28 protein-coding genes are annotated in these 21483 nt (G+C 36.7%); 3 read left to right on the top strand and 25 right to left on the bottom strand.

The genetic code is table 11. The features are described from left to right. Positions 1–16: 16 nt before the first annotated feature. The 10 genes from MHI57_RS20610 to MHI57_RS20565 all read right to left on the bottom strand — a co-directional run bounded on the left by MHI57_RS20610 (position 17) and on the right by MHI57_RS20565 (position 6843). On the bottom strand, positions 17–1144 hold the full coding sequence (locus tag MHI57_RS20610) for an MBL fold metallo-hydrolase (protein ID WP_095370358.1): 1128 nt from the start codon (positions 1142–1144) through the stop codon (positions 17–19). 70 nt (positions 1145–1214) lie between these two features. Next, entirely contained in the window at positions 1215–1784 is a 570-nt protein-coding gene (locus MHI57_RS20605; protein ID WP_095370359.1) for a sulfurtransferase TusA family protein, read from the bottom strand. A 52-nt stretch (positions 1785–1836) separates the two neighbouring features. After that, entirely contained in the window at positions 1837–2133 is a 297-nt protein-coding gene (locus tag MHI57_RS20600; protein ID WP_328199645.1) for a rhodanese-like domain-containing protein, read from the bottom strand. A gap of 15 nt (positions 2134–2148) precedes the next feature. Then, positions 2149–2505 carry a rhodanese-like domain-containing protein gene (locus tag MHI57_RS20595; protein ID WP_095370361.1) on the bottom strand — a complete coding sequence of 119 codons (357 nt, stop codon included), beginning with the start codon at positions 2503–2505 and terminating at the stop codon, positions 2149–2151. A gap of 18 nt (positions 2506–2523) precedes the next feature. After that, positions 2524–3003 (bottom strand): DsrE/DsrF/DrsH-like family protein, encoded by a 480-nt coding sequence (locus tag MHI57_RS20590; protein ID WP_095370362.1) that lies wholly within the window; start codon positions 3001–3003, stop codon positions 2524–2526. A 13-nt stretch (positions 3004–3016) separates the two neighbouring features. After that, positions 3017–3244 (bottom strand): sulfurtransferase TusA family protein, encoded by a 228-nt coding sequence (locus tag MHI57_RS20585; RefSeq protein WP_095370363.1) that lies wholly within the window; start codon positions 3242–3244, stop codon positions 3017–3019. A 78-nt stretch (positions 3245–3322) separates the two neighbouring features. Continuing rightward, positions 3323–3580 (bottom strand): metal-sensitive transcriptional regulator, encoded by a 258-nt coding sequence (locus MHI57_RS20580; RefSeq protein ID WP_095370364.1) that lies wholly within the window; start codon positions 3578–3580, stop codon positions 3323–3325. Between the two features lie 74 nt (positions 3581–3654). Next, positions 3655–4278 carry a M15 family metallopeptidase gene (locus MHI57_RS20575; protein ID WP_322909947.1) on the bottom strand — a complete coding sequence of 208 codons (624 nt, stop codon included), beginning with the start codon at positions 4276–4278 and terminating at the stop codon, positions 3655–3657. 425 nt (positions 4279–4703) lie between these two features. Beyond that, positions 4704–5588, bottom strand: coding sequence for an AraC family transcriptional regulator (locus MHI57_RS20570; protein ID WP_340978108.1), 885 nt, complete (start codon positions 5586–5588; stop codon positions 4704–4706). A gap of 691 nt (positions 5589–6279) precedes the next feature. Then, positions 6280–6843, bottom strand: coding sequence for a DNA-3-methyladenine glycosylase I (locus tag MHI57_RS20565; protein ID WP_340978107.1), 564 nt, complete (start codon positions 6841–6843; stop codon positions 6280–6282). Positions 6844–7094: 251 nt separating this feature from the next. Between MHI57_RS20565 and MHI57_RS20560 the strand changes: the two genes are divergently transcribed. Next, complete coding sequence (locus MHI57_RS20560) at positions 7095–7475, top strand: hypothetical protein (protein WP_095370369.1); 381 nt, start codon at positions 7095–7097, stop codon at positions 7473–7475. 61 nt (positions 7476–7536) lie between these two features. Here MHI57_RS20560 and MHI57_RS20555 read toward each other — a convergent pair whose 3' ends face one another. Both MHI57_RS20555 and MHI57_RS20550 read right to left on the bottom strand, forming a co-directional pair. After that, on the bottom strand, positions 7537–8175 hold the full coding sequence (locus tag MHI57_RS20555) for an O-methyltransferase (RefSeq protein ID WP_322909945.1): 639 nt from the start codon (positions 8173–8175) through the stop codon (positions 7537–7539). Then, positions 8162–8482, bottom strand: a complete 321-nt coding sequence (locus MHI57_RS20550; protein WP_095370371.1) for a hypothetical protein — start codon at positions 8480–8482, stop codon at positions 8162–8164. The genes MHI57_RS20555 and MHI57_RS20550 overlap by 14 nt, the downstream gene beginning before the upstream one ends. 170 nt (positions 8483–8652) lie before the next feature. On the opposite strand from MHI57_RS20550, the gene MHI57_RS20545 reads away from it, so the two are divergent. After that, on the top strand, positions 8653–9468 hold the full coding sequence (locus tag MHI57_RS20545; RefSeq protein WP_340978105.1) for an STAS domain-containing protein: 816 nt from the start codon (positions 8653–8655) through the stop codon (positions 9466–9468). Positions 9469–9570: 102 nt separating this feature from the next. On the opposite strand, the gene MHI57_RS20540 is transcribed toward MHI57_RS20545, so the two are convergent. The 12 genes from MHI57_RS20540 to MHI57_RS20485 form a co-directional block, all read right to left on the bottom strand. Next, on the bottom strand, positions 9571–9981 hold the full coding sequence (locus tag MHI57_RS20540) for a hypothetical protein (protein ID WP_307317231.1): 411 nt from the start codon (positions 9979–9981) through the stop codon (positions 9571–9573). A gap of 150 nt (positions 9982–10131) precedes the next feature. Then, positions 10132–11385, bottom strand: coding sequence for an acyl-CoA thioesterase/bile acid-CoA:amino acid N-acyltransferase family protein (locus MHI57_RS20535; protein ID WP_340978104.1), 1254 nt, complete (start codon positions 11383–11385; stop codon positions 10132–10134). A gap of 8 nt (positions 11386–11393) precedes the next feature. Continuing rightward, a complete protein-coding gene (locus MHI57_RS20530) occupies positions 11394–11600 on the bottom strand; it encodes a hypothetical protein (RefSeq protein ID WP_095370375.1) in 207 nt (68 codons plus the stop codon). 389 nt (positions 11601–11989) lie between these two features. Continuing rightward, positions 11990–13003: a hypothetical protein gene (locus MHI57_RS20525; protein ID WP_445293223.1), complete on the bottom strand. Its 1014-nt coding sequence runs from the start codon at positions 13001–13003 to the stop codon at positions 11990–11992. Positions 13004–13255: 252 nt separating this feature from the next. Further along, positions 13256–13903: a cupin domain-containing protein gene (locus MHI57_RS20520; RefSeq protein ID WP_180317000.1), complete on the bottom strand. Its 648-nt coding sequence runs from the start codon at positions 13901–13903 to the stop codon at positions 13256–13258. A 331-nt stretch (positions 13904–14234) separates the two neighbouring features. Then, positions 14235–14900, bottom strand: a complete 666-nt coding sequence (locus MHI57_RS20515; RefSeq protein WP_340978103.1) for an ankyrin repeat domain-containing protein — start codon at positions 14898–14900, stop codon at positions 14235–14237. Between the two features lie 47 nt (positions 14901–14947). After that, positions 14948–15769: an SPL family radical SAM protein gene (locus MHI57_RS20510; protein WP_340978102.1), complete on the bottom strand. Its 822-nt coding sequence runs from the start codon at positions 15767–15769 to the stop codon at positions 14948–14950. Between the two features lie 22 nt (positions 15770–15791). Continuing rightward, positions 15792–16397 carry an ABC-2 transporter permease gene (locus tag MHI57_RS20505; protein WP_095370378.1) on the bottom strand — a complete coding sequence of 202 codons (606 nt, stop codon included), beginning with the start codon at positions 16395–16397 and terminating at the stop codon, positions 15792–15794. Next, positions 16390–17259, bottom strand: coding sequence for an ABC transporter ATP-binding protein (locus MHI57_RS20500; RefSeq protein WP_340978101.1), 870 nt, complete (start codon positions 17257–17259; stop codon positions 16390–16392). The genes MHI57_RS20505 and MHI57_RS20500 overlap by 8 nt, the downstream gene beginning before the upstream one ends. Next, complete coding sequence (locus tag MHI57_RS20495; protein WP_095373523.1) at positions 17259–17636, bottom strand: GntR family transcriptional regulator; 378 nt, start codon at positions 17634–17636, stop codon at positions 17259–17261. Before MHI57_RS20495 ends, MHI57_RS20500 begins: the two co-directional genes overlap by 1 nt. A gap of 142 nt (positions 17637–17778) precedes the next feature. Next, positions 17779–19416, bottom strand: a complete 1638-nt coding sequence (locus tag MHI57_RS20490) for a hypothetical protein (protein ID WP_307317241.1) — start codon at positions 19414–19416, stop codon at positions 17779–17781. After that, positions 19416–20198, bottom strand: a complete 783-nt coding sequence (locus MHI57_RS20485) for an ABC transporter ATP-binding protein (protein ID WP_307317243.1) — start codon at positions 20196–20198, stop codon at positions 19416–19418. Before MHI57_RS20485 ends, MHI57_RS20490 begins: the two co-directional genes overlap by 1 nt. Positions 20199–20414: 216 nt before the next feature. On the opposite strand from MHI57_RS20485, the gene MHI57_RS20480 reads away from it, so the two are divergent. Then, on the top strand, positions 20415–20804 hold the full coding sequence (locus MHI57_RS20480) for a hypothetical protein (protein ID WP_322909936.1): 390 nt from the start codon (positions 20415–20417) through the stop codon (positions 20802–20804). A gap of 25 nt (positions 20805–20829) precedes the next feature. On the opposite strand, the gene MHI57_RS20475 is transcribed toward MHI57_RS20480, so the two are convergent. Beyond that, entirely contained in the window at positions 20830–21444 is a 615-nt protein-coding gene (locus MHI57_RS20475; protein ID WP_307317248.1) for a DedA family protein, read from the bottom strand. Positions 21445–21483 lie beyond the last annotated feature (39 nt).

Below are 21483 nucleotides of genomic sequence, written 5' to 3'. Positions count from 1 at the left end.
CTATATGAATATTTCTTTATCTCACCGCACAGCGATTGGGTCCAATCTCCATCTCTCTTTGTTTATCATTATCTGGAGTGATTTTCCCCATATTTGTTTGACGTATTTCTTGATACGCATTGGGTTGCGGTGGGAGATTTTCAGTGACAATCTTTCTAAATTCACTTTCGTCCTCAATATTTAACCCATGGTTCTGTTTAAAAAGAACACCTAATTTTTTGGCAACACTGCCATCATCATTCAATTCATCAATCATCATAAAATGGGCAGGTAAAACGATGAGTTCACTTGATAGTTGTTTATATCGCTTATATAAACTCTCACGTAAATCTCCAACCCAGTCATCTGCAAGCCCAGCTAAATCGGGTCTACCGATAGAATCAATAAACAATATATCGCCTGTTAATAAATACCGTTCATCTACGACAAATGAAGTCGAGCCAATGGTATGTCCCGGTGAATAAAGGGCATGAATATTGATAGATGTTTCCCCAATTTTTACTTCACTACCATCTTCTAGTTTGGCATAATTGAATGTTACTTCCCCTGCATCTTTAGGTGGTAACCAATAAACAGCGTCCATCTTTGCTGCGATGTCACGTCCGCCAGAAATATGGTCTGCATGTAAATGCGTATCAAAAACATGCGTAATTTTCACCTTTTTTTCTTTGGCAAAATCAAGATATACATCTATCATTCTCGTAGCATCGATAATTGCTGCTTCACCATCTGAAATGACCATATAAGATAGACAGCCTTTACCCATACGGACGAATTGATACATTTCTCCTCCTGTACTCAATTCCCCTACTTTAACAGGCTCTAAATGCTCACTCCACGCTTTCATTCCACCTTCTAAATAACTGACCTCCAACCCTTCATCTGATAGCATCTCCGCCACCATGATAGAAGAGCCTTCTTTCGCACATACAACTAAGATAGCTTGATCTTTAGGCAGCTGCTCAATGATTCCTTCTACACCGTCTAATAGGTCAAAGTAAGGTATATTCAAATAGTTAAAATCATGACCTTCTACCTTCCAATCTTGAAAATCAGCTTCATTACGAACATCTAGAATAAATAATGGCTCTTTATTTACTACCATCGTTGTTAATTCACTTGCTTTCATTTTATTAAAAGACATCATTATACCCCCAATGGTATTTATTATTTCAAAATTTTTTGTGCTACAACCATATTTTCATTTATTATTTTTAAATTCCTTCCACTTTCCCATTCCAACTATTCATACCTGGCACAACATTGACTGCTTTAAATTCCTTACTTTCTAAAAGTTGTGCTGCCATATCACTTCGGTTACCGGTACGACAAATAACATAAATAGGCTCATCTTGATTAAGTTTATTTAGTTCTTGCTGCAAACGTCCAAAAGGTACAGATAACGCACCAGGTATGTGACCAAAAGCATACTCCGCTTCTTCTCGAACATCTAGAATCTGTATAGACTCCCCGTTAGCGATTTTCTCTTTCAGCTCATCATTCTTAATGACATGTGGATGGTGCCGTTCTGGTTGTTCCTCATAATCAGAAGCCTTACGAACATAATGCTTTAGTACTTCCCCTTCCTCTACAGTACCTAGATATTGATGTCCTGTACTTTCAGACCAAGCTTTGAGGTCAGCTTTAGACCCTTTGTCAGTTGCTAGAATTTCCATTACTTGCCCTGCCTCTAATTCCTTCATGGCCTTTTTTGTCCGGACAATTGGCATCGGACAAGCTAACCCTTTTGCGTCGACTGTTTGATTTGCTTTCACTTCATTCATCTCTTTGGCCCTCCTTATATACCTATATGGGTATATTTAAATGTAAAAAAAATTATACTACCTTGCCATCCCATGCGAGCATTCCACCTGACATGTTCTTCACACGATAACCATGTTGTTCTAATAAAGCTGTTGCTTGCCCACTTCTTGCCCCTGAACGACAAACCATTATATAATCTTTTGATTTATCTAATTCATGCATTCTGAACTCTAATAATCGTAATGGTATATGAATGGCTGATGGAATTTTTCCTTGTTCTACTTCTTCCACTTCTCTTACATCCACAATGCTCACATCATAGTTGTTTTGCAAGAGGTCTTTGACACTTTCTGGTGATACTTGAATCATAATAAAACTCCTCTCTTACCAGGCATTCATCCCGCCTTTTATATTTGTGATTTTTGTATACCCTAGTTTCTTCAATTGTTTCGCTGCTTGCATACTCCTCAAACCACTTTGACAAATGACTACTACTTCTTTGTCTTTGTTTAAATTCTCTGCTTGATCCTTCAATTGCTGCAACGGAATGTTTTGGAAAGAAGGAATAGACCTACCTTTAAACTCTGAATGAGTTCGAACATCAACAAACTGTTTTTCCTTATCTTTTAGCACCATTCGTAAATCGGCAGTTGAAATCTGCTTTATTCCTTTCACTGATATAAAACGTGTAAGAAAAAAGGCAGTAATAAAGAATAAAAGGACATAATTGATCATTTCCATTTCATATCCCCCTATTGATTAGATAAATAAATTCACATTCCCATCTTCAGCATCTGCTAAATAAGCAGCTACACCTGCATACTCAATACCGTCTAATAGTTCCTCCTGTTGTAACCCCAACAAATCCATTGTCATTGTACAAGCAACCAGTTTGATATCTTGTTCTTGTGCCATTTCAATTAAATTAGGGAGAGGGACTGCATTATGTTTTTTCATCACATTTTTAATTAATTTTGGGCCCATACCTGCAAAGTGCATATTAGATAGCCCCATGTTATCGGCACCTCTAGGCATCATTTTTGCAAACATCTTTTCCATAAAACCTTTTTTTACTGGTACTAACTCTTCTTTTCTTAAAGCATTTAGTCCCCAAAAAGTGTGAAAAATTGTTACTTCATGATCGTAAGCTGCTGCACCATTAGCAATAATGTAAGCCGCCATAGCTTTATCATAGTCCCCACTAAATAAGATAATAGTTGTTTTTTTCTTTTCTACCATAATAGCCTCCTTCTTACCCTTTTTTAATCCAGAATTTAAAAACATTATTTTCTTCAGTATGATCGACTAATTCATGGCCACCAGATTTAGCCCATGCTGTTAGATCACTTTTTGCTCCTTTATCTGTTGCGTGAATTTCTAAAACCTCACCACTTTGCATGTCATTCATTGCCTTTTTCGTTTTCACAATCGGCATTGGACACGCGAGCCCTTTGGCATCTAATACTTTGTTTGCATTCATTATTATTTCCTCCTTTTTGATATACATATACCCCTATAGGTATAATAAAAGATAAAAAAATATATTGTCAAGAGAACTCTATCTACTTTTTACTAACATCGATACAGCCTCTTTTACCATTTCTTCATTACTTGATCCTTCAGTCCCATTTAGTACGCATTCAACTAAATTATTGCTGACGATTAAACCAATCGTCCGATCTGCTGCAGAACGAACAGCTGAGAGTTGTGTTACAATTTCCCGACAATCTTTATTATCTTCCATCATTTTTACGATACCGCGTAATTGTCCTTCCATTCGTTTTACACGGTTGATCATTTGTCGATTATATTTCATTAATGCCTCCCTCCTTACAACAACCATCATATACCCCTATAGGTATAATGTCAAATGGAAGTAAAAAGAAAATATTAAATTTCTAATATCCCTCTAAAATATTGTTTTACTCCAACCTTATTTGCCCAGCTTTTTGTTCCATATTCATAATGCCACCACTCATCTATATTCGAGATGAAACCAGCATTCAACATCGTTCTTTTTAATAGTTTTCTATTGGCTAGGTAAATATTTTCGAGCGAGGTCAATGGTTTTTTTTCCTCAAAATAATCTAACTGCGACCTTTCATGAAATTCATCAAATTCACTTCCCATTGGTAAGAGCCCATTGCCATCAAATAAGGTAAGGTCAACTGCTCCACCACTTAAATGCGGAGAAGGGTGATCAACATCTTTTGTAGGCTTAGCCACATATTTTGCTAGTTCCCTTTCTAAAGAAACACCTTGAAACCCCTTTAGCATTAACTCCTTCTTTGTTGCTTCATAAATGGCAAGCTGTGTTTCAAAAGAGCGCCATCCATCCCATACGTGAACCCCGATTCCTTCCGGTAGAAAAGTAACTACTTTCAAAAGTTGAGTAGCAACCTCACTTCTCACATAGCATTCGTTATGAGTACCGTTTAGTCCCATTTTGTAGTAGTACGGTTCAATTTTAATTCTTTCCGATAAACGAGAGAGCGGCACCATTCGTTCGGTCATTCTTTGTTCACCTCTTTTCACGTCATTTTCTATATTTAATTTAGTAGCTTCTCGTCTCTGTTATTCTTAAAAGTCATCTTTAAGCATCTCAAAGATTCATGTCCTAATTTACCAAAAGTAAATTAGGACATACACACTTTGCTTGACAATTCCCTACTTATTTTTGGGGTGTGATCTGGTTGACTTTCCACCCAGTTGTATTTGTTTTTCCTGTTTCCTTTTTCAAAATTTTCCATCTCATCCTGCTGATTTTCAGTCTGGATGTTTTATCATTTATTTATTCGTTACTTATCGCCATTACCCTTTCTAGTCATTTCATTTTCTTTCCTCATTGGCTCCAACATTTACTGAAACATTAACCAGAGATTTTTCACATGTGCCAGCTTCATCTTTCTGATACTATGTGATCGTTTTTCTTGAATATATTACACAGAACTGTTCTGTGTCACTGGTATCCAAATAGCTGTTTTCACTTGATCAGCAGATAAGTCTTTAGTTTGGATAGAGACAATTTCAGGTCCTTCAAGTTGTTGGTAGTTAGTTGAAGGAAACCATTCTGCGTATATTCTTCCCCAAGCTTCTTGCAATGTCTTTGGAAATGGGCCGATTGTTTCAAAAATTGCCCATTCCATAGCTGGCACTTCAAGTGCTGAATATCCTTCCACTTTATTTGAGATAGAAGCAACACCAATATAATGATCGAGCTCTCCTTTTTCTTCCATTCTTCCTTCAGAAAAATTGGTTGAGGCTTGGATGATGCCATTTGGTTCAACATTTGATAATGTTAATAGCTGTTGAATCTTTTTCTCATCTAGTTGATGCCACATTTCTTTAATTGCTGGATTTACACCCTTAAATACAATTGGTACTCTTTTTTGTAATCCGATAATCCAAAAAGCCTCTTTTTTTACGATATGATAATCCATTTCTACTCCTCCCTGTATGATTAATTGGAAGGTCATCTTAGGAAAAACTTTTAAAACATGATGATTATGTCTTACCATTCTTGGAGTAACTCCATGAAATGAATAAAATGCTCTAGAAAAGGCATCAGCGGAACGATATCCATATTTTACAGCGATATCTATTACTTTCAGATTCACATGATCTTGTATATCTATTGCTGCTAATGTTAAACGTCTTTTTCTTATATACTCAGATAAGGGCATACCCGCTAAGAAAGAAAAAGTTCTTTTAAAATGATAAAGTGAACACCCAGCTACCCTAGCCATCTCTTTTTCATTCATTTGTTCAGTTAAATTTTTTTCGATGTAAGCTAGAGCATCATTTAACCCTTTCATTTGATTCATTATCTGACCTCCCATAAATATAGAATAGCAACAGATACTAAGTAAGAGTCCGACAATTCTTGCACTAATATTATCGGGAAGAAGTTATCCTCCAAGTTTTGGCGATTGGGGATTTGTCCTAGCTAAGCGGAAGCCCATCTCACTTGAAGATGTCGATATTTCTGTTGAGACAAAGTTTTTACGAATGAGATATTAGAAGGACTCACTGTATTCGGAAAAGATATCGATGAGAAAATGATAGATAGTAAAGGCATGCCTATTGAGCCGGAAGTGAATACCTTGATCCATCCAACCTTAATCGAGAAATATGAACGTGCTTGGAAGAGCTATTAAAATAGAATATCTTACACTCACTCTTAAGTAGTTTTGTCCTTTCTCTACCTTTTTTTCATATGAAAGACGTTTTATTACATCTTAGTTTCCTCGTTGCTTGAATGAATACGGAATTTATATTCTTATATATCTGTTGTTATTCGGTTCAAGCAAACTTGTTTACGATTATTCTTTGCTACTATCAAGAAGATGGATTTTCTAATTACATGCCTAATTTTGAACTCCTATTCCTGATTAATTCAGTAGCAATAATAAATATAGAATGAGCTGATTGGTTTAAATTTTCGTTAAGGTTACCACTTAAATAGCTTTACTTTTATTGTTATAAATGAGAAAAGGAATGACAGTCGCCATCCCTTTATTTTCCTACTGATTCGTAGCATATACAATTAGTCACATGATCATTAACCATTCCCACAGCCTGCATAAAACTATATATGGTTACAGGACCTACAAATTTAAATCCCTTCTTTTTTAAATCTTTACTTATCTGGCTAGATAATTCCGTTTGAGCAGGGACTTGATCTTCGGATTTCCACTCATTCTGATAAGGTATATGATCTACATAGCTCCAAATGTACGCTGCAAAGCTGCCGTATGTTTTTTGAACTTCCAATAAAACGCGAGCATTATTTCTAACTGATTGTAGTTTGGCTAAATGCTTAATCACACCGTGGTTCTCTTTAATGGCTAATAGGTCGGCGTCTGTTAAACTTGCACAATATTCAATATCAAAATTATGGAACGCCTCATGGTAGTTAGCTCTTTTAGATAGAACAATCTGCCAAGATAGACCTGCCTGAGCACCTTCCAATGAAAGCATTTCAAACAAATAGCGATCATCTTTACTAGGAATACCCCATTCCTTATCATGATAAGTCTGCATTAATTGATTGCTTTTTGACCAAGAACATCTATACATATATATGCCTCACTTTTTTTCTTTGACTATAACATTGTTTAATGGTCATTGCATGTATAAGAAAGACAAGATTATTTTACTAAAATATAATTCCAACTTTATACCCTCAATCAAAAGAGGCGTAAGGTTAGGGAGCTCATCCTAATCGATAAAGCAAGCATGATAACATACGATTCGGCATATTTACCATAAAATACTGATAGGATAAACAGGAAATTATTTTACAATTCGAACAGAAAAGAGGAATGGCGATGAGTAAAGTAAAAGCTTCTCTATGTGCATTATTAGTTATTTGTCTTATCCCTATTACTGCTACGGCTAGTAGTGGATGGGATTATTTAGGTGAACAGAGTTTATCAAGTAACGGAGCAGAAAGTGAAATTTATGCTTCTACTGGTGGCGACTATATGATTTGCCGTGATAACTATGTTGGTCCAAAAGGAAAAGTGAAAGTAGAGTTATGGGAGTACGATCCCGAAAGCTATAATGATTATGTCGGCTATCGCAATATTGCAAGGGGAGAATGCGGGATTTTCCGTAGTATCGGTAAATTTGTTGACGGAGGAAATGAAGCAGAATTTTTCGCTAAATCTCGTACCAGTAGTAATATTCATTTAATTTTTTACGATTAATAAGCAAAAAGTGCGCGCCGGCTTACGAGGTAAGAAGCTGGTGAGCACTTTTATCTATGGGTTATCTTTTCACCCTTGAAATGGTTAAACCATCTCCTATTGGAATTAAAGTAGACTCTAGTTGAGGATGACTAGCGACTATTTGATTAAATCTCTTCATATTTTCTGTATAACGTTTAGGTTCACTACTTTCATCCGCTACACTTCCATTTGCAAGTACATTATCACAGACGATTAATGCACCATCCTTTGCAAGCTTAATACAAGCAATTAAATAATTTTCATAGTTTTCTTTATCGGCATCAATAAAGAAGAAATCAAATTGTCTCCGTTCCTCTTCAAGTACTGCTAAACTTGTAAGAGCTGGACCTACGATATAAGATACTTGCTCATTAAACCCCGCTTTAGCTAAATTGCCTGAAGCTAGTTCGGCATAGCTTTCTTTTATTTCTAAAGATGTTAGTTCTCCCGACTTCCCAAATCCTCGTGCTAAACAAATGCCACTGTATCCACCGAGCGCACCAATTTCTAGAACATTCTTTGCTCCTGATGTTGATACGAGCAATGTTAAAAGCTTCCCGGTAGAAGGAGAGACAGAAATGGCTCTCATTCCATTTTCATTAATTGATTGAAGTACCTCCTCTAGGAGCTCATCGTATTGATAAAACACCTTATCAATATATCGATTAATTTGTTTCATGCTCATCCCCCTTATCCGTATTCAGTTCTGACTCTCTCGCTAATTCGTTCAAATGAAAATGATGGATGTATTCTTCAATAATCATATCTATTGCTCTCAACTCTCCCACTAATATAGGGTTAATGGTCTGCAATTCTGGTGATGTTAATTGTTTCTTCAAAATCGATTCCTTGAGCCTTAAGCTCTCTAAAAAAGTGAGCGCTCGTCCTCTACGAAATGTTTTAGCCCCCTCTTTATGCGGGCGGTTTCTTTTGCCCCTTCGCTCACCTCTAGGATGATCCTCGAATTCACTTTGTTTATCTTTCATTATCTCACCTCCTTCGTACATTACAATTGTATACAAACGTATACAATTAAGTCAATCTAGATTATATGGGTGACTGTTAGTAGCTAGTGAATGTTCACTTGCCTTTTTCTTGAGTCATCCCTCTCACACATGCTACCATTAAAAGTGACATAAATTGGAGGCTGTGACTATTGACAATACAAATAGAAGAACATTTACAGCAAATAACTGAAAGAATCATTACTCAAAAACCTTTATTAGCAGAAAAGCGACATATAGCAGCTAATCAATCCTATACAAAGAAAACACAAGTGGATATCAAACTTTGGCGAGAAAAGTTAATAAATATTTATGCTCAATCTATCTCAACATCCGAAGAGCACACGTTTGAAACCTTACAAGAATGGGGAAAAGAAACGGTTAATTTATGGGCAAATCTTAACTTGAATCTTGAAACTGCAATTGAGGAAGTAAGATACTATCGATCACTGATCGGTGAAATCATCAAGAAAACGGCCAATGATTTCGCTCTAAGTATTGATGTATTTTACGATATCATTTCAAAATTTGATGCTGTAGTAGATCGTGCTGTTTATTGGCTGAGTATGTCTTACTCGAAACAGTTTAATCAGCGAATCCTTAGTGCAGAAACTGCAGCCGAAGAACTTTCAATTCCCATTGTAAGAATTACAGAAAAACTCGGGGTCATCCCTTTGATTGGTATTATGGATACAAATCGTGCACAAAAACTGATGCATGTCTCAATAACGTCTGCTTCTAATCTTGAATTAGAGCATATCATCTTTGATTTATCAGGCGTACCCATTATTGACACGATGGTCGCCAAGCAATTATTCGATGTAATTGAAGCACTTCAATTAGTCGGCATTTCAGCGAAAATCTCGGGTATTCGCCCAGAAATCGCTCAGACAATGGTTTCACTTGGCGTTAGTTTTAAAGTAAAAACCTACTCTAGTCTTCACCTCGCTGTAAAGGAAATCCAATAAATGAGAAAAAGAAGGGGCCAGCTTTGGCCACCTCCTTCTTTTATAAATGTGTATAAAAATCTCTGACACATTATTTCACTCCCCAAAAACAATTGATTAACTCTAGTCCCTCATCCAAGCAACAGAATTAAGAGAAAATATGTATATTGGATAGACAAAAAAGCCTGCAAGAATAAATAATCCTGTAGAGGGATTAGGGCTGTCTCCAGGATAGGTAATAGGAAACAAGACGCTGTTTACATAAGAGAAAACAACTAGATAAGGAAGCCATAAGAGTAGCGACCAATAATGAATCTTTCTCTTTTCAAACCATTGAAGAATAAGAAAAATAAGCCATACTGTGATAGCAATAAAGCCGATCAAAATAGCACTTATAATAATGATATTCACTGTTCCAGTTTCAAAACCTGATAACCGTGCAAATCGATAAACGTTTGCCATAAGTGTTATTGGAAGATAAAATATAAGAGCTAAACAGATGCTAATGACATTTATGCGGAAAAAGTTCTGCAAGAATTGCACTCCTTTTCTGTAAATATATAACTGTATATTAGCAATATATTTATCGAATTTCAATAAATAATATTGCTAATACAATAAATACATAAGGATTCCAACCCATTAGGCACTAGCTAATCCAACTCAAACCGACAAACATATTGATCATTCATCTCCCAGTTTTTTCGCGAAACTTCTCCTAAGAAAATCGATTGTTTCTTCCCATGAATGCACGCTCGCTTTTGCTGTTTGTGCTTTTGTACCACCGGTAAAGCCATTGGATACAATCGGTAAATACGGTATTCCAATTTCATGGCCTGCGGCTTCATAAAAATGTTTTTGAATATTTTCATGTGTACATACATCATGAAAAACAGAAGAACGAAAATTAGCGTCTTCTTTTCCAGATATCAATAAGAATTCCTTTTTGGTTTCTTCAATAGGGATAATGGCTTTATTGAGTTCATACAAACAATCGTACCAGTACGATAATGGATTCCCTCCTTTCATCCATCGTGCCCTACAGTAAGATGCTACCTCTACAGGGTTTTCTTTAGAGGCATAGGGTAAGGCTTGTCCGCGAAAATTCCAAGCAGGCGGTAACGTTCTTTCTTCAGACCATGGCACAATGCCTGCAAAAGAAACGGCTGAACCATTAAGAGAGACAGCTGCTGTGATTTCATCAAACAAGACAGCCGACCATAAAGCTAGTTCACCACCTCTTGATGTTCCATGGATTCCTATCCAGTTCGGGTGAGCATCCCTTCTATTTGTCAACCAAATAATTGCATTTTCAATGAGTTCTAGAGGGACCTCTACCAATCTATCATTTAACCCTTCTTCACCAAAATAAGCTAAAGCCAATGTGTTAAAACCATATGCAGTTAATGCACTTGCAGCAAAATCGTTTGTCCCCCCTTCAGAACCTGAAACGACTATAAGGGAAGGTCTTACTTTATGATCCCGATGATAATAATACCTCCCGATCAAGCCATCACCATTGATTGGGATACTATCCACTTTTTCATCTTTATACCATTTCTTCATTATTATTTTCTTATCTAAACAAATATTATTTCTATAAAGAGCAATTTCATATTCATGAGGATTTAATCTTATGTACGGCTCGCCTTTATTTTCTGTTTGTTCTTCTATTTGCAGCGACCAAAAAAGACCCATTGCGTCCGTTTCGGTATAAGTGCCTTCATATGGCTTTGCGGTTGCTAAGTCAATTTTCCCATGTTCATCTGCAATAAATTGAGCATAAGAAATTCTTTTAATGAGCTTATTCTTCGTTACTGAATGCCTAATAAGCTCTACTTTATACCGCTTACCACTTTGTAAGGGATAGAAGCTTAAATGGAGTGGCTCAGCAATCATTGAAATCCAGCGATTGTTTTTTTCATGAATAATAGTCATCTCTTAACCTACTTTTCGATATTTTGTTGCTTCATTTCTCTTTCAATTGAACGGACCATTTCTTTTAGCTCTGCTATCTCCGTCAGCAATTTCTGCTGATCTTGTACTTTTGGTTGAAAAAACAGCCGATAAAGCTGCGAAATTCCCCAATATACCATATATAAACTAATACCAAATACAAGGAATATAATCGCAATGGGTATGATATTCTCCATTAAAAATACACCTCCATTTGTATTTCTTTCCTTTGTCATTCTCTCTTTAGAAGGTTTTTCAGATAACTATATTATATATCACAATTTACTTTTTTGTATTTTTTTTACAAATAAACCATAGTTTTTTACTTCTATTAAATTAATAATGGAAAATAATGTAATAATTCTAACTTTTGAGTGCTAAATTGGTATCGATGCCGTGTGAAGTATAAGGGATTGCTTGCCTTATATAGTGGGGGTTATTCTATTATTAAGAAAAAGAGTTCTATAGGGAAATATCCAAGTTGAGCTGCAACCCTTAGGTGAGATGGTAATTAAGAAAAGAACAAAGACTATCTTAGCTTTGTTCTTTGAATTCATAGCATATAATTGTTCCATTCATCATTTCTTTATTGAGCTGCAACCCATGGCGATAGTTGCAGACTTACATCACTTGTATTAATGTTTTGGCCAATAAAAAACCCCTGCAAATTTTGTGCTCTGAAATTAATTGATGGTGCATCTTGTGTACTCGCATAACCTGCCGTTTCAGCACCAATATTACATCCATTTACTTGATTATATACAGCTAAATAGTATTGTTCTTCTGCTAGTAATGTGACTGGTGAAACGAGTGGTAAGTTGAATACTCCTGGTGTAATTGTAGTAACAAGAGGTGTGACCGCTATTACGGTTGCATTATTATTACCCACAGGACTTAAGATAGCCATTTGAAAATCGCCTGTTACGTTCCCATCTTGAACAATATAGCAGGAAAGTTCTGATACCGTTTGCTCTGTTTGATTAAATACTAATGCACCGACTGCCTGAAAGTTCCCTCCACCTGCGTTAAATGGTAATTCTGCATTGATGCTACCCATTGTTAATGTTTGAAGGAAATTTCCACCACCTCCACCACTTGGACCAGTTGCACCCGTCGGACCTTGTATGCCTATTCCTGTTGGACCAGTGGGGCCCGTTGGACCTATGGGACCTGTTGCTCCTGTCGGACCTGGTGGGCCTCCCGCTGGACCGGTTGCACCCGTCGGACCGGTGGGACCTCCCGCTGGGCCGGTGGGACCTGTAACACCTGTTGGACCAGCAGGGCCGCCTGATGGTCCTGTGGGGCCTGTAATTCCTATTCCTGTCGGACCTGTTGGACCCGTTTGTCCTGTGGGACCAATCGGGCCGGTTGCTCCTGTTGGTCCCGGAGGTCCTCCTGCTGGACCGGTGGGACCAGTAGGACCGGTAGGACCACCGAATGAACCAGTGGGACCTGTGACTCCTGTTGGTCCTGGAGGTCCTCCTGATGGTCCAGTTGGACCGGTTACTCCTATTCCTGCCGGACCAGTGGGGCCTGTTGGACCAGTTAAACCGGTAACTCCTATTCCAACTGGACCGGTTGGACCCGTTACACCAGTCATACCGATAATGATTGTACCAGGACAACATATATTACAGTTATCACAATGGGAGTAATATCTTTTATTACATTTACGACAATATTTCTTTTTCTCTCTACTAACTAACACGATGAAACCTCCCTTTTTTTAATCTATATAATTATGTTATTTGTACAACTTCCTTTTGATTGTATTCTTGCCTATAGGCTAATACTTTGTCATATCAATTCAAAATAAAAGAGCTGCCTCAGCAGGCAGCTAATTCTAAAAGCTTCAATCATATGGTTGATACTGAATAGGGTGAAATTGTTTTTGTTGAGTATGTTGAGTTTGAGAATTAGGTTGGTAATAGTGTTGATGGGGATTATGATGTTGGGTTGTTTGTCGTTGACAATCCGCCGATGGGCCAATGATTACTGTGTTAGTAATAGGTGAAATCGCTTCTTCCCATTTATTCTGATCAAGACAATAGTTAGCAGACATCACTTTACTTGGAGTTAATCGCAAAATATCTGAGCCATATATAGCTTGTGGATAAGGAGCATCAAAAATAGCTAATAATTGCGTGTTATCCTCGGTCGCTACCTCATAATGCCAAAAACCTTGAGGGACATTTGCTACTTGCCCTGGTTGAATTGGTATATTTTTCAACTCATTCGTAAAGGGATTAATAAAAGAAACGACCGCAGAACCTCTCACACAATAGACCAGTTCTGAAGCATTTTGATGAATATGAGGTTCTACATATTTCTCTTTACTAAGAAAAATATCTAACATTGACACATTCCCAAGCGTGTTTAGCTGATCCCTCCCTAAAGCATTAATATAGTTTTGGTTATCCCTTTTGAAAAGTTGGTTATTTCGTAAGTCATACATATATTGGTTATTAGGTGATTGATAATCTATATATAAAACAGCCATACCACTCACTCGCCTTCCTTAAATCTCATTCGCTTTAGTATATGGGCTGGGCTGTAAGAGGTGAATACTTTTTATTCTGTGATTTGATTCCATGAAAATTCTTTAGAATCAAGTATCATAAGGAATTTGAAGTTTCTCATACGACAGTGAAAAAGATTGGTTATTATAAGGAGCATTTCATTTAATACATCCCACTTTCCGCTATCAGTCGTCAATACAGCGTGCAGGGCAGTTAGCTAAAACTATACCCTAACAAAAACCGGATTAAGGATATGTCTGTTCATCACCTTTGAAAAAAGGGTAAGGACGATGATGCCTATGGGTCTAATTACTATTTGTACTTTCTAATCGAAGGAAAAATAAATAAAACTGACACCTTTTGAGGAGTCAGCTTATCGTTTAATTGTATATCTACAATTTTAAGAGAGTAATTAACTATCTCTCGATACCCTCTATCCCTCGCATGTTGCAAAGGTGTTACCCCATCTTTGTCTGTAATCGTAATATCTGCTCCATGATCAATAAGTAATTGAACAATTTCTTGATGTGTTTTCCCACCATCACTTAAAATGATGGCCTCGAGTAATGCTGTCCAGTGCAAATTATTGATATGATTCACATCCGTATCAGAATGTGTGAGCAGTTCCTTTACAACTTCAATATGTCCCCGTTCACATGCCGGAATAATGGCAATGCCACCGTAGCGATTAGTGATTGTTGTATCGGCCCCTGCTTGGATAGCTAATTGAACAATTTCAAGGAGTCCTTCAGCACCTGCGTATAAAAGCACATTATCTAATCGTTTATTTCGAATATTGATATCTGCACCATGCGCTATTAACACTTGCACAATTTCCACTTGATTTTGTTGGGTCGCAGCCATAACGGCTGTATTCCCCTCGTCATCTAGTGCATTTATATTCGCCCCGATATTTAACAATGTTAATAAATGATCTTTGTCTCCATCTCTAGCTGCCTTTATTAATTGTAAACTCACAATAACTAACCTCCATCTTTAAAGTGTACCTCTATATATGTTTATAGTTATGAGGGGGCAAATCCTGCTTGACTGATATAGATTTGTTCTGGTGGGAAAACTTTTTTAAATCTTTTCTCTACGCAAGTGATAACAGACGGTTGATACCATTTTTCCAATCCTAATGCGTGATACTTCTTTTCAATCCCTAAACGACTTGTCCGTTTTCCACCACTGCCATCACCCATAAAATAATCATCGATACATACACGATCAACATATTCTGTTAATTTTGCGGGAAATTCCTCACTGCTAGGCAGTATGGGGGCAACTGCTACTTGTGTGGGGATATTGGCATCTGCTAGTTTTTTTAAGGCATTCATTCTCGCCTGAATAGGCGGTGCTTCGTTTGCAAACTGCTTACGTATTTCTTCATCATCGGTCTCAATCGTCATACTGACTCGAACCCTGTTTCCTAATTTCTTTAATAAATCAATATCCCTTGTAACAAGCGGGCTTCGTGTTTGAATAAGGAGAAAATCTGCTGGGTTGCTAACAAATACCTCTAAAAGTGACCTTGTGACTTCTTCCTTATACTCCACCGGTTGATAAGGATCTGTACTCGAAGACATGAAGATTGTGACGGTTCCTTTCTTCTTTTCCCTGTTCAATTCTTTGTTTAACAACAGAGCAGCTTCCTTTTTTACATCGACCCACTCACCCCATTCTCCTTTTCGAAAAAGGGAAACAGGCATTTGTCTTACATAACAATACTCACAGGCAAATGTACAGCCCGTATAAGGATTCAGAGTATGTGTGTATCCTGAAAGATAGCCAGTTCCTTTATTGAGAATCGTCTTCGGTTGTTTATAAAGATACTCTTTTGTCATCTTCCCAACACCCCATTATGAGTTAGAATACTTTACGACTATAAATAGTCAATGAGACCGCCCAAGAAATCAAATAAACGAAACTCACTAATACAGCGAGGAGCAGTATTTCACTACCATTTAATGAAACCATATACTCAAAAGTAGACATTAAAGTCCCAGCCATATTCAAATCGAAAACCCTCGCTACTACCATAGTTACCCCAAATAACCCCAGTGTACCAATTAATAAATATTGACTCTTAAATTGATAAGAAAACGGAAATAGGAAAGAAATAGCCAACATTACAAGACCAAAAATAAGTAATGCCTCTTTCCAGCTTGTAAACGTCGCATGAATTGAAATATTCCAAACAAATACTACCAGAACGACTAAGGCGGTGTATATAAGTGTACCAAAATATTTTGAGCTTACGATTTCTTTTCTTGTATAAGGTAATGCATTGAGCATTTTGTTAATCTCCGGTTTTTCATCAATGGCAAATGCATTCATCGCCAAGGCAATACTGAAAATGAGCGCATTCCATATGCTTGAAGAATTTTGGGTTAAGAATAAAATAAAAATTGGTAGCAAAAAAATCATCGTGTTCCTTTGTAAGATAAAATCTTTTTTTAACAAGTTAAACATGCCTCTCTTCCCCCTTTTTCGTATAAAACATTAAATCTTCAATTGTTGGCTTTTCAGTGACGACTAAATCACCAAATACGTCATGTACTCTTCTTTTGTTCGCTGTTAATCCTTCAAAACCTGATGAGGATTTGCGAATACCAATGAACTCTTTTTCCGTATCGCGATCTAATAACTCGATGCCACCCTTAACAATAGCGTAATCTTCTTCAATGCGAAAAGCTTCTTTTGTGAAAATATGCTCACCATTATGAATGAAAGTAATATAATCTGCTATTCTATCTAAATCCGAAGTAATATGAGTAGAGAAAAAGATTGTCTTCGTCCCATCTTCCATAATTTCTTGTAAAATATCTAATAATTCTCGCCGAAAAACTGGGTCTAAGCCAGATGTCGGTTCATCCATGATAATCAGTTCAGCATGATGCGACAAAGCAACTGTTAAAGAAGTCTTCATTAACATGCCTTTGGAGAATGTCTTAATTTTCTTCTTTAAAGGCAGCTCAAATTTTCTTACATACTCATCAAACAATGCATCATCCCAATTACGATAAGCAGGGCGTAGAAGTTTGCGTAATTGAGCAAGAGTAATATGTTCATAGTAGACATTCTCATCAAAAACAAAGCCAATCCGTTGTTTGATTTCTTTTTCAAATTGTTTATATTCAAGTCCAAATACCTTCACGTCGCCTTTGTCCGGTTGCAGTAAATTCATCATCAAATTGATTGTTGTGGATTTCCCTACCCCATTTCCCCCGATAAACCCAGTAATAAACCCTTTTTTCACAGTTAGGTTCATGTCTGTTAATTGAAAACTCCCGAATGATTTATGGACACCTTTTAACTCAATTACATTCTCCATTAATTTTCCTCCCTGTATAGAAATGAAAGTAATTCGATTAATTCAGTAAGTGGAATGCCTATTTCCTTACTATTTTCCACGGCAGCCAGTAATTGTTCTTCAATTACCTTCATTTTTCGTTCTTTCATCATTTCATTATTTTGTTCGGATATGAATGACCCTTTACCAACTACAGAATAAATAAAGCCATTCTTTTCAAGCTCTTCATAAGCACGCTTTGTGGTAATGACACTGATGCCAAGATCCTTCGCTAACTGCCGCATAGAAGGCAAAGCCTGCCCTGCTCCAAGCTCGCCTTTCAGTATTTGCGTTTTCACTTGCCCACAAATTTGTTCATAAATCGGTTCTTTCGATTGATTAGAAATGATTATTTGCATCATTAACCCTCACCAACATATTGTATATATACTTTATATACAATATACACAAACAAATGAAGGTATGCAATACTTTTTACAAATACAAAAAAAAGAAAAGCATCTCCCACTTAATAGAGCGCTTTTCCTTCCAACAATATGACTATTCAATTACTTTTTCCCAACCAATATTAAAGGCAACTTTCCAGCTAACCATTAAATATAGAACTGCTAAACCTAAATAGATATAGGTTCCATAAGGATATATCGTACTTACATAATGCAAAATAGCGAATACACCAGCCAAGAACATCAGGAAGAATGCGATGATTCCATTTCCTGTTTGAGTATATTGATCAAAAGACTCTGTAAACGGAATGGCTTTTTTAAGAATCGCAAAACAAATAACAACAAATGTAAAGGCATTAAGTAATACAATGATTAATTCTGGAATAATCTTCAGACCATACAAAAAAGTAAAAACCAAACTTAGGAGTAAAAACGGTGGTAAAAACAGTTTCACTAAGAAGGCTTTAATCGTTCCAGAAAAAATCGGCTTTAGCTCAATAATTGGAGCTGTTCTGTAAATCCAGGCCCCTTTATACTTAACGGAATACGGCATTAGCAACATAATCGTCGGAATGACAAGTAAACTAAAATAAATTGTTAAATAGGTATGACTATTTGCTAGGTCTTCCCCATTATCACCTAATACACCGAAAATGAAGATAAAAGGGATTACTATTGAAAACCCTAACGACGGATAAGCTTTCAGTTTAAAATCTCTTTCATTTTTCATCATCGCACTAGCAAAACGGTAAAATGCTCTTTCCTCCTGTGTGCGACAGAAAAGTTGAAGTAACCATTTTCGCCATTTCGCCTTTTTCATCCCCTTTGACTTCCCTTGATAAGTCAGCTTCTGCAGGCTATGTTCAAACATATCATTGAATTTTAAATATAGGATGATCGCTGTACATGGAACGATGATGCTTAAGGCGGCAAACAGAAGATAAAATCCCTCTGTGCTTTGGTTTAAGAGTAAATCCATATTGGCGGCGAACCACATAGGAAAGATAAATACTTGCCACCACTGCGGTTCAATTGTGATGGTTAAATTGATGATTTCAAATGATCGTGCTAGTAGCTGATAACCAACCATAATCATCAATGACAACCCAATTTGTACATAATTGATTAAATCTTTAAGTTTCTCACCATCGAAAAATTGTAAGATTAAGAAATAAAATAAGGCAGTAAGAACAACCACAAATAAATTAATGAAAATAAGATTAATAACAGCAAGCAGCAAGAAAAGAATGCCATGTCTAATCAGACCAACAATTAATGGAATCGTCACAAGGGCAATAGATAAATACCCTAAATAAATAATGATATGCATCATTTTCGCCGCACTAACTGTTCTGCGATTAATAGGCTTAGGGTAAAGAATATTGCGGTCGCGAATATCTAACAATACACTGGAAAAGTCTGAAATCATCGAAGTCATAATAAAAAAAGTAAACATACCGAAAAACATACTCATTTGAAATAAATAATGCTCACCAATAAAAAGCAAAGGGATCATAAAGAGCCCAAATAATACATATAACCATAATGACTTAATAAATTGATTACCCTTATCCTTCTTTTGCGAGTTTTGAGCTAACATTGTCGGTGTGCGACGACCATCCATCGTTAACTTCACCTTTAATATTGCTCTCATCACTTCATAATCAATATCAAATTTCTCGAAGACTTTTTTCAAAGGATCGAGTAGTTTAAGTGTTGGGATGTCCTGCATTATGCCATCTCCTCTACCACTGAAACAAATCGTTCTCCGATTTCCTTTTGTTGATTAAATCCTGTAAGTTGATTAAATATTTGCTCAAGCGTGCCTTCTGTATTCTGACTTTTCAGCTCATCAAATGTACCGTCTGCGGCGATTTTCCCATCATGGAGCAAAATAATTCGACTACTGATTTTCTCAACGACATCCATAATATGAGAAGAATAAAAGATTGTCTTCCCTTGCTGGGCAAGTCTCGTCATAATTTCCTTGAATATCATTACACTATTAGCATCCAATCCATTAATAGGTTCATCGAAAAACAACACATCAGGGTTATGTAGTAAGCTTGAGATAATTAATAGTTTCTGGCGCATCCCTTTCGAATAGGATGAGATACGAGAACGAAAGACCTCTCCAATCCCAAAAAGCTCCATTAAACGCTTCGCTTTGTATTCCGCAAAGTCAAACGGCAAACCATACAACTCACCTATAAAGGTTAAATACTCCTGTGCCGTTAAATTATCATACACTTCTGCCATCTCTGGCACATAGCCAATCCTTCTTTTATAATTAACGTCTCCATCAGCAATATCACGACCAAAAATCTTTACTTCTCCATTAAAATCTCCTTCGATCCCTAGAAGAATTTTCACTGTTGTACTCTTTCCCGCGCCATTCGGTCCAATATAACCAATAATTTCTCCACGTCTTACCTGTAGTGAGACACCATTCAACACCAACTTAGATCCGTATCTTTTGTATAAATTTTGAATATCAAGAATGATATCTTCCATCTTTCCCCCTCCTATCTTTTCACCATTATAACGTAAAAATGGGTTTATTTGGTTTGATGTCGAAAGGTTTATACGAGTGAATGTTGAAGATTAGTAGTATCGAACTTTTAACCTACTAAAACGTTCAGCTAAAATGGCAGGAAATATCCCTTGCTTTTTATCATATATATCAATAAATGAAAGAATGAAACAAGGTATGAGGGAATAAGAAAATAATTGTCATTTTTGTTATTAGTTTCCATCCTGTCTGCCTGCAATGACTCGCCTTATTTATATAAGGGAGAAAGTGAACATTCGGAAGGAGAGCTTCGTTATATCATACTGTCAGACGAACGTGGAGAGTATAAGCTTACGATTAAATATAAGGGGAATCCAGAAGGGTTAAAGAATGTTTTAGATTATAGCTTTAGCTTCGAGACAAGTCAGTTTGCTGGTGGAGGAACGAGAGCTTTCGATGAAAATGAAGATATACCTAATCCGCGGGTATTTAGAGATAGTGGTAGTTTAGACAACAGCTTGCATTTACTAAAGGATGAAAAGATTGATGTAACTGTCAAGTGGGGAGAACAAATAGAGGCTTTCACCTTAACAACTAATAAAGAGTAAGGTTGTTCCCCCTCTCGTAACAACCTTACTTTTTATGAAAAACTCTCTTTTTCAAAAAAATCATCACTATAACAATAAACACAAGAGCAATGGCGCCATAGACAATATAGGAATACATATCCATATAACCGACCACGGACTCCCATGATTCTCCTACCGCAGCGCCAATAAGGACGAGGACGATATTCCAAATCAATGTCCCAGCCGTTGTCAAAATAAGAAAAACAAGAAAATTCATATGCGCCATCCCTGCCGGTAAAGATATTAAACTCCTTATTAAAGGGATAAAACGACAAAAGAAAACGGTCCACTTTCCGTATGTTGAAAACCAACCGTTTGCTTTATGAATATCTTTTTTGGTTAATCTTAAAATATGACCCCAACGTTCTACGATTCGCTCCACTTTTCTGATGTCAATCAGCAAGCCAACACCATAAAGAACCACTGCGCCACCTACTGACCCTAAGGTCGATGCTACGACAACGCCAGCTACACTTAAATTCGTAGTAGTCGTCATAAATCCACCAAAAGTTAAGATTACTTCAGATGGAATGGGCGGAAAGATATTTTCCAACATAATCAACAAAAAAATCCCAACATAACCAAACTGCTCCATCACACTTGTAATCCAGCTCTCCATCTGCCTTTCACCTACTACTCTATGATTCTATTACCATAC

The organism is Cytobacillus sp. FSL K6-0129 (assembly GCF_038007625.1).
Taxonomy (GTDB): Bacteria; Bacillota; Bacilli; order Bacillales; family Cytobacillaceae; genus Cytobacillus; species Cytobacillus kochii.
The sequence above is the reverse complement of the archived record's forward strand: the minus strand, read 5'-3'. Positions and strand labels throughout refer to the sequence as shown.

What these genes read in the sequence shown, in the direction of transcription:
- MHI57_RS20535 (WP_340978104.1), bottom strand. Translation starts at nt 11,385, where the DNA reads ATGACTATTATTCATGAAAAAAACAATCGCTGGATTTCAATGATTGCT.
- MHI57_RS20600 (WP_328199645.1), bottom strand. Translation starts at nt 2,133, where the DNA reads ATGATTCAAGTATCACCAGAAAGTGTCAAAGACCTCTTGCAAAACAAC.
- MHI57_RS20570 (WP_340978108.1), bottom strand. Translation starts at nt 5,588, where the DNA reads ATGAATCAAATGAAAGGGTTAAATGATGCTCTAGCTTACATCGAAAAA.
- MHI57_RS20585 (WP_095370363.1), bottom strand. Translation starts at nt 3,244, where the DNA reads ATGAATGCAAACAAAGTATTAGATGCCAAAGGGCTCGCGTGTCCAATG.
- MHI57_RS20495 (WP_095373523.1), bottom strand. Translation starts at nt 17,636, where the DNA reads ATGCAAATAATCATTTCTAATCAATCGAAAGAACCGATTTATGAACAA.
- MHI57_RS20590 (WP_095370362.1), bottom strand. Translation starts at nt 3,003, where the DNA reads ATGGTAGAAAAGAAAAAAACAACTATTATCTTATTTAGTGGGGACTAT.
- MHI57_RS20610 (WP_095370358.1), bottom strand. Translation starts at nt 1,144, where the DNA reads ATGTCTTTTAATAAAATGAAAGCAAGTGAATTAACAACGATGGTAGTA.
- MHI57_RS20490 (WP_307317241.1), bottom strand. Translation starts at nt 19,416, where the DNA reads ATGCAGGACATCCCAACACTTAAACTACTCGATCCTTTGAAAAAAGTC.
- MHI57_RS20595 (WP_095370361.1), bottom strand. Translation starts at nt 2,505, where the DNA reads ATGGAAATGATCAATTATGTCCTTTTATTCTTTATTACTGCCTTTTTT.
- MHI57_RS20575 (WP_322909947.1), bottom strand. Translation starts at nt 4,278, where the DNA reads ATGACCGAACGAATGGTGCCGCTCTCTCGTTTATCGGAAAGAATTAAA.
- MHI57_RS20485 (WP_307317243.1), bottom strand. Translation starts at nt 20,198, where the DNA reads ATGGAAGATATCATTCTTGATATTCAAAATTTATACAAAAGATACGGA.
- MHI57_RS20530 (WP_095370375.1), bottom strand. Translation starts at nt 11,600, where the DNA reads ATGGAGAATATCATACCCATTGCGATTATATTCCTTGTATTTGGTATT.
- MHI57_RS20605 (WP_095370359.1), bottom strand. Translation starts at nt 1,784, where the DNA reads ATGAATGAAGTGAAAGCAAATCAAACAGTCGACGCAAAAGGGTTAGCT.
- MHI57_RS20560 (WP_095370369.1), top strand. Translation starts at nt 7,095, where the DNA reads ATGAGTAAAGTAAAAGCTTCTCTATGTGCATTATTAGTTATTTGTCTT.
- MHI57_RS20565 (WP_340978107.1), bottom strand. Translation starts at nt 6,843, where the DNA reads ATGTATAGATGTTCTTGGTCAAAAAGCAATCAATTAATGCAGACTTAT.
- MHI57_RS20510 (WP_340978102.1), bottom strand. Translation starts at nt 15,769, where the DNA reads ATGACAAAAGAGTATCTTTATAAACAACCGAAGACGATTCTCAATAAA.
- MHI57_RS20505 (WP_095370378.1), bottom strand. Translation starts at nt 16,397, where the DNA reads ATGTTTAACTTGTTAAAAAAAGATTTTATCTTACAAAGGAACACGATG.
- MHI57_RS20580 (WP_095370364.1), bottom strand. Translation starts at nt 3,580, where the DNA reads ATGAAATATAATCGACAAATGATCAACCGTGTAAAACGAATGGAAGGA.
- MHI57_RS20525 (WP_445293223.1), bottom strand. Translation starts at nt 13,003, where the DNA reads ATGACTGGTGTAACGGGTCCAACCGGTCCAGTTGGAATAGGAGTTACC.
- MHI57_RS20555 (WP_322909945.1), bottom strand. Translation starts at nt 8,175, where the DNA reads ATGAAACAAATTAATCGATATATTGATAAGGTGTTTTATCAATACGAT.
- MHI57_RS20520 (WP_180317000.1), bottom strand. Translation starts at nt 13,903, where the DNA reads ATGGCTGTTTTATATATAGATTATCAATCACCTAATAACCAATATATG.
- MHI57_RS20475 (WP_307317248.1), bottom strand. Translation starts at nt 21,444, where the DNA reads ATGGAGAGCTGGATTACAAGTGTGATGGAGCAGTTTGGTTATGTTGGG.
- MHI57_RS20550 (WP_095370371.1), bottom strand. Translation starts at nt 8,482, where the DNA reads ATGAAAGATAAACAAAGTGAATTCGAGGATCATCCTAGAGGTGAGCGA.
- MHI57_RS20500 (WP_340978101.1), bottom strand. Translation starts at nt 17,259, where the DNA reads ATGGAGAATGTAATTGAGTTAAAAGGTGTCCATAAATCATTCGGGAGT.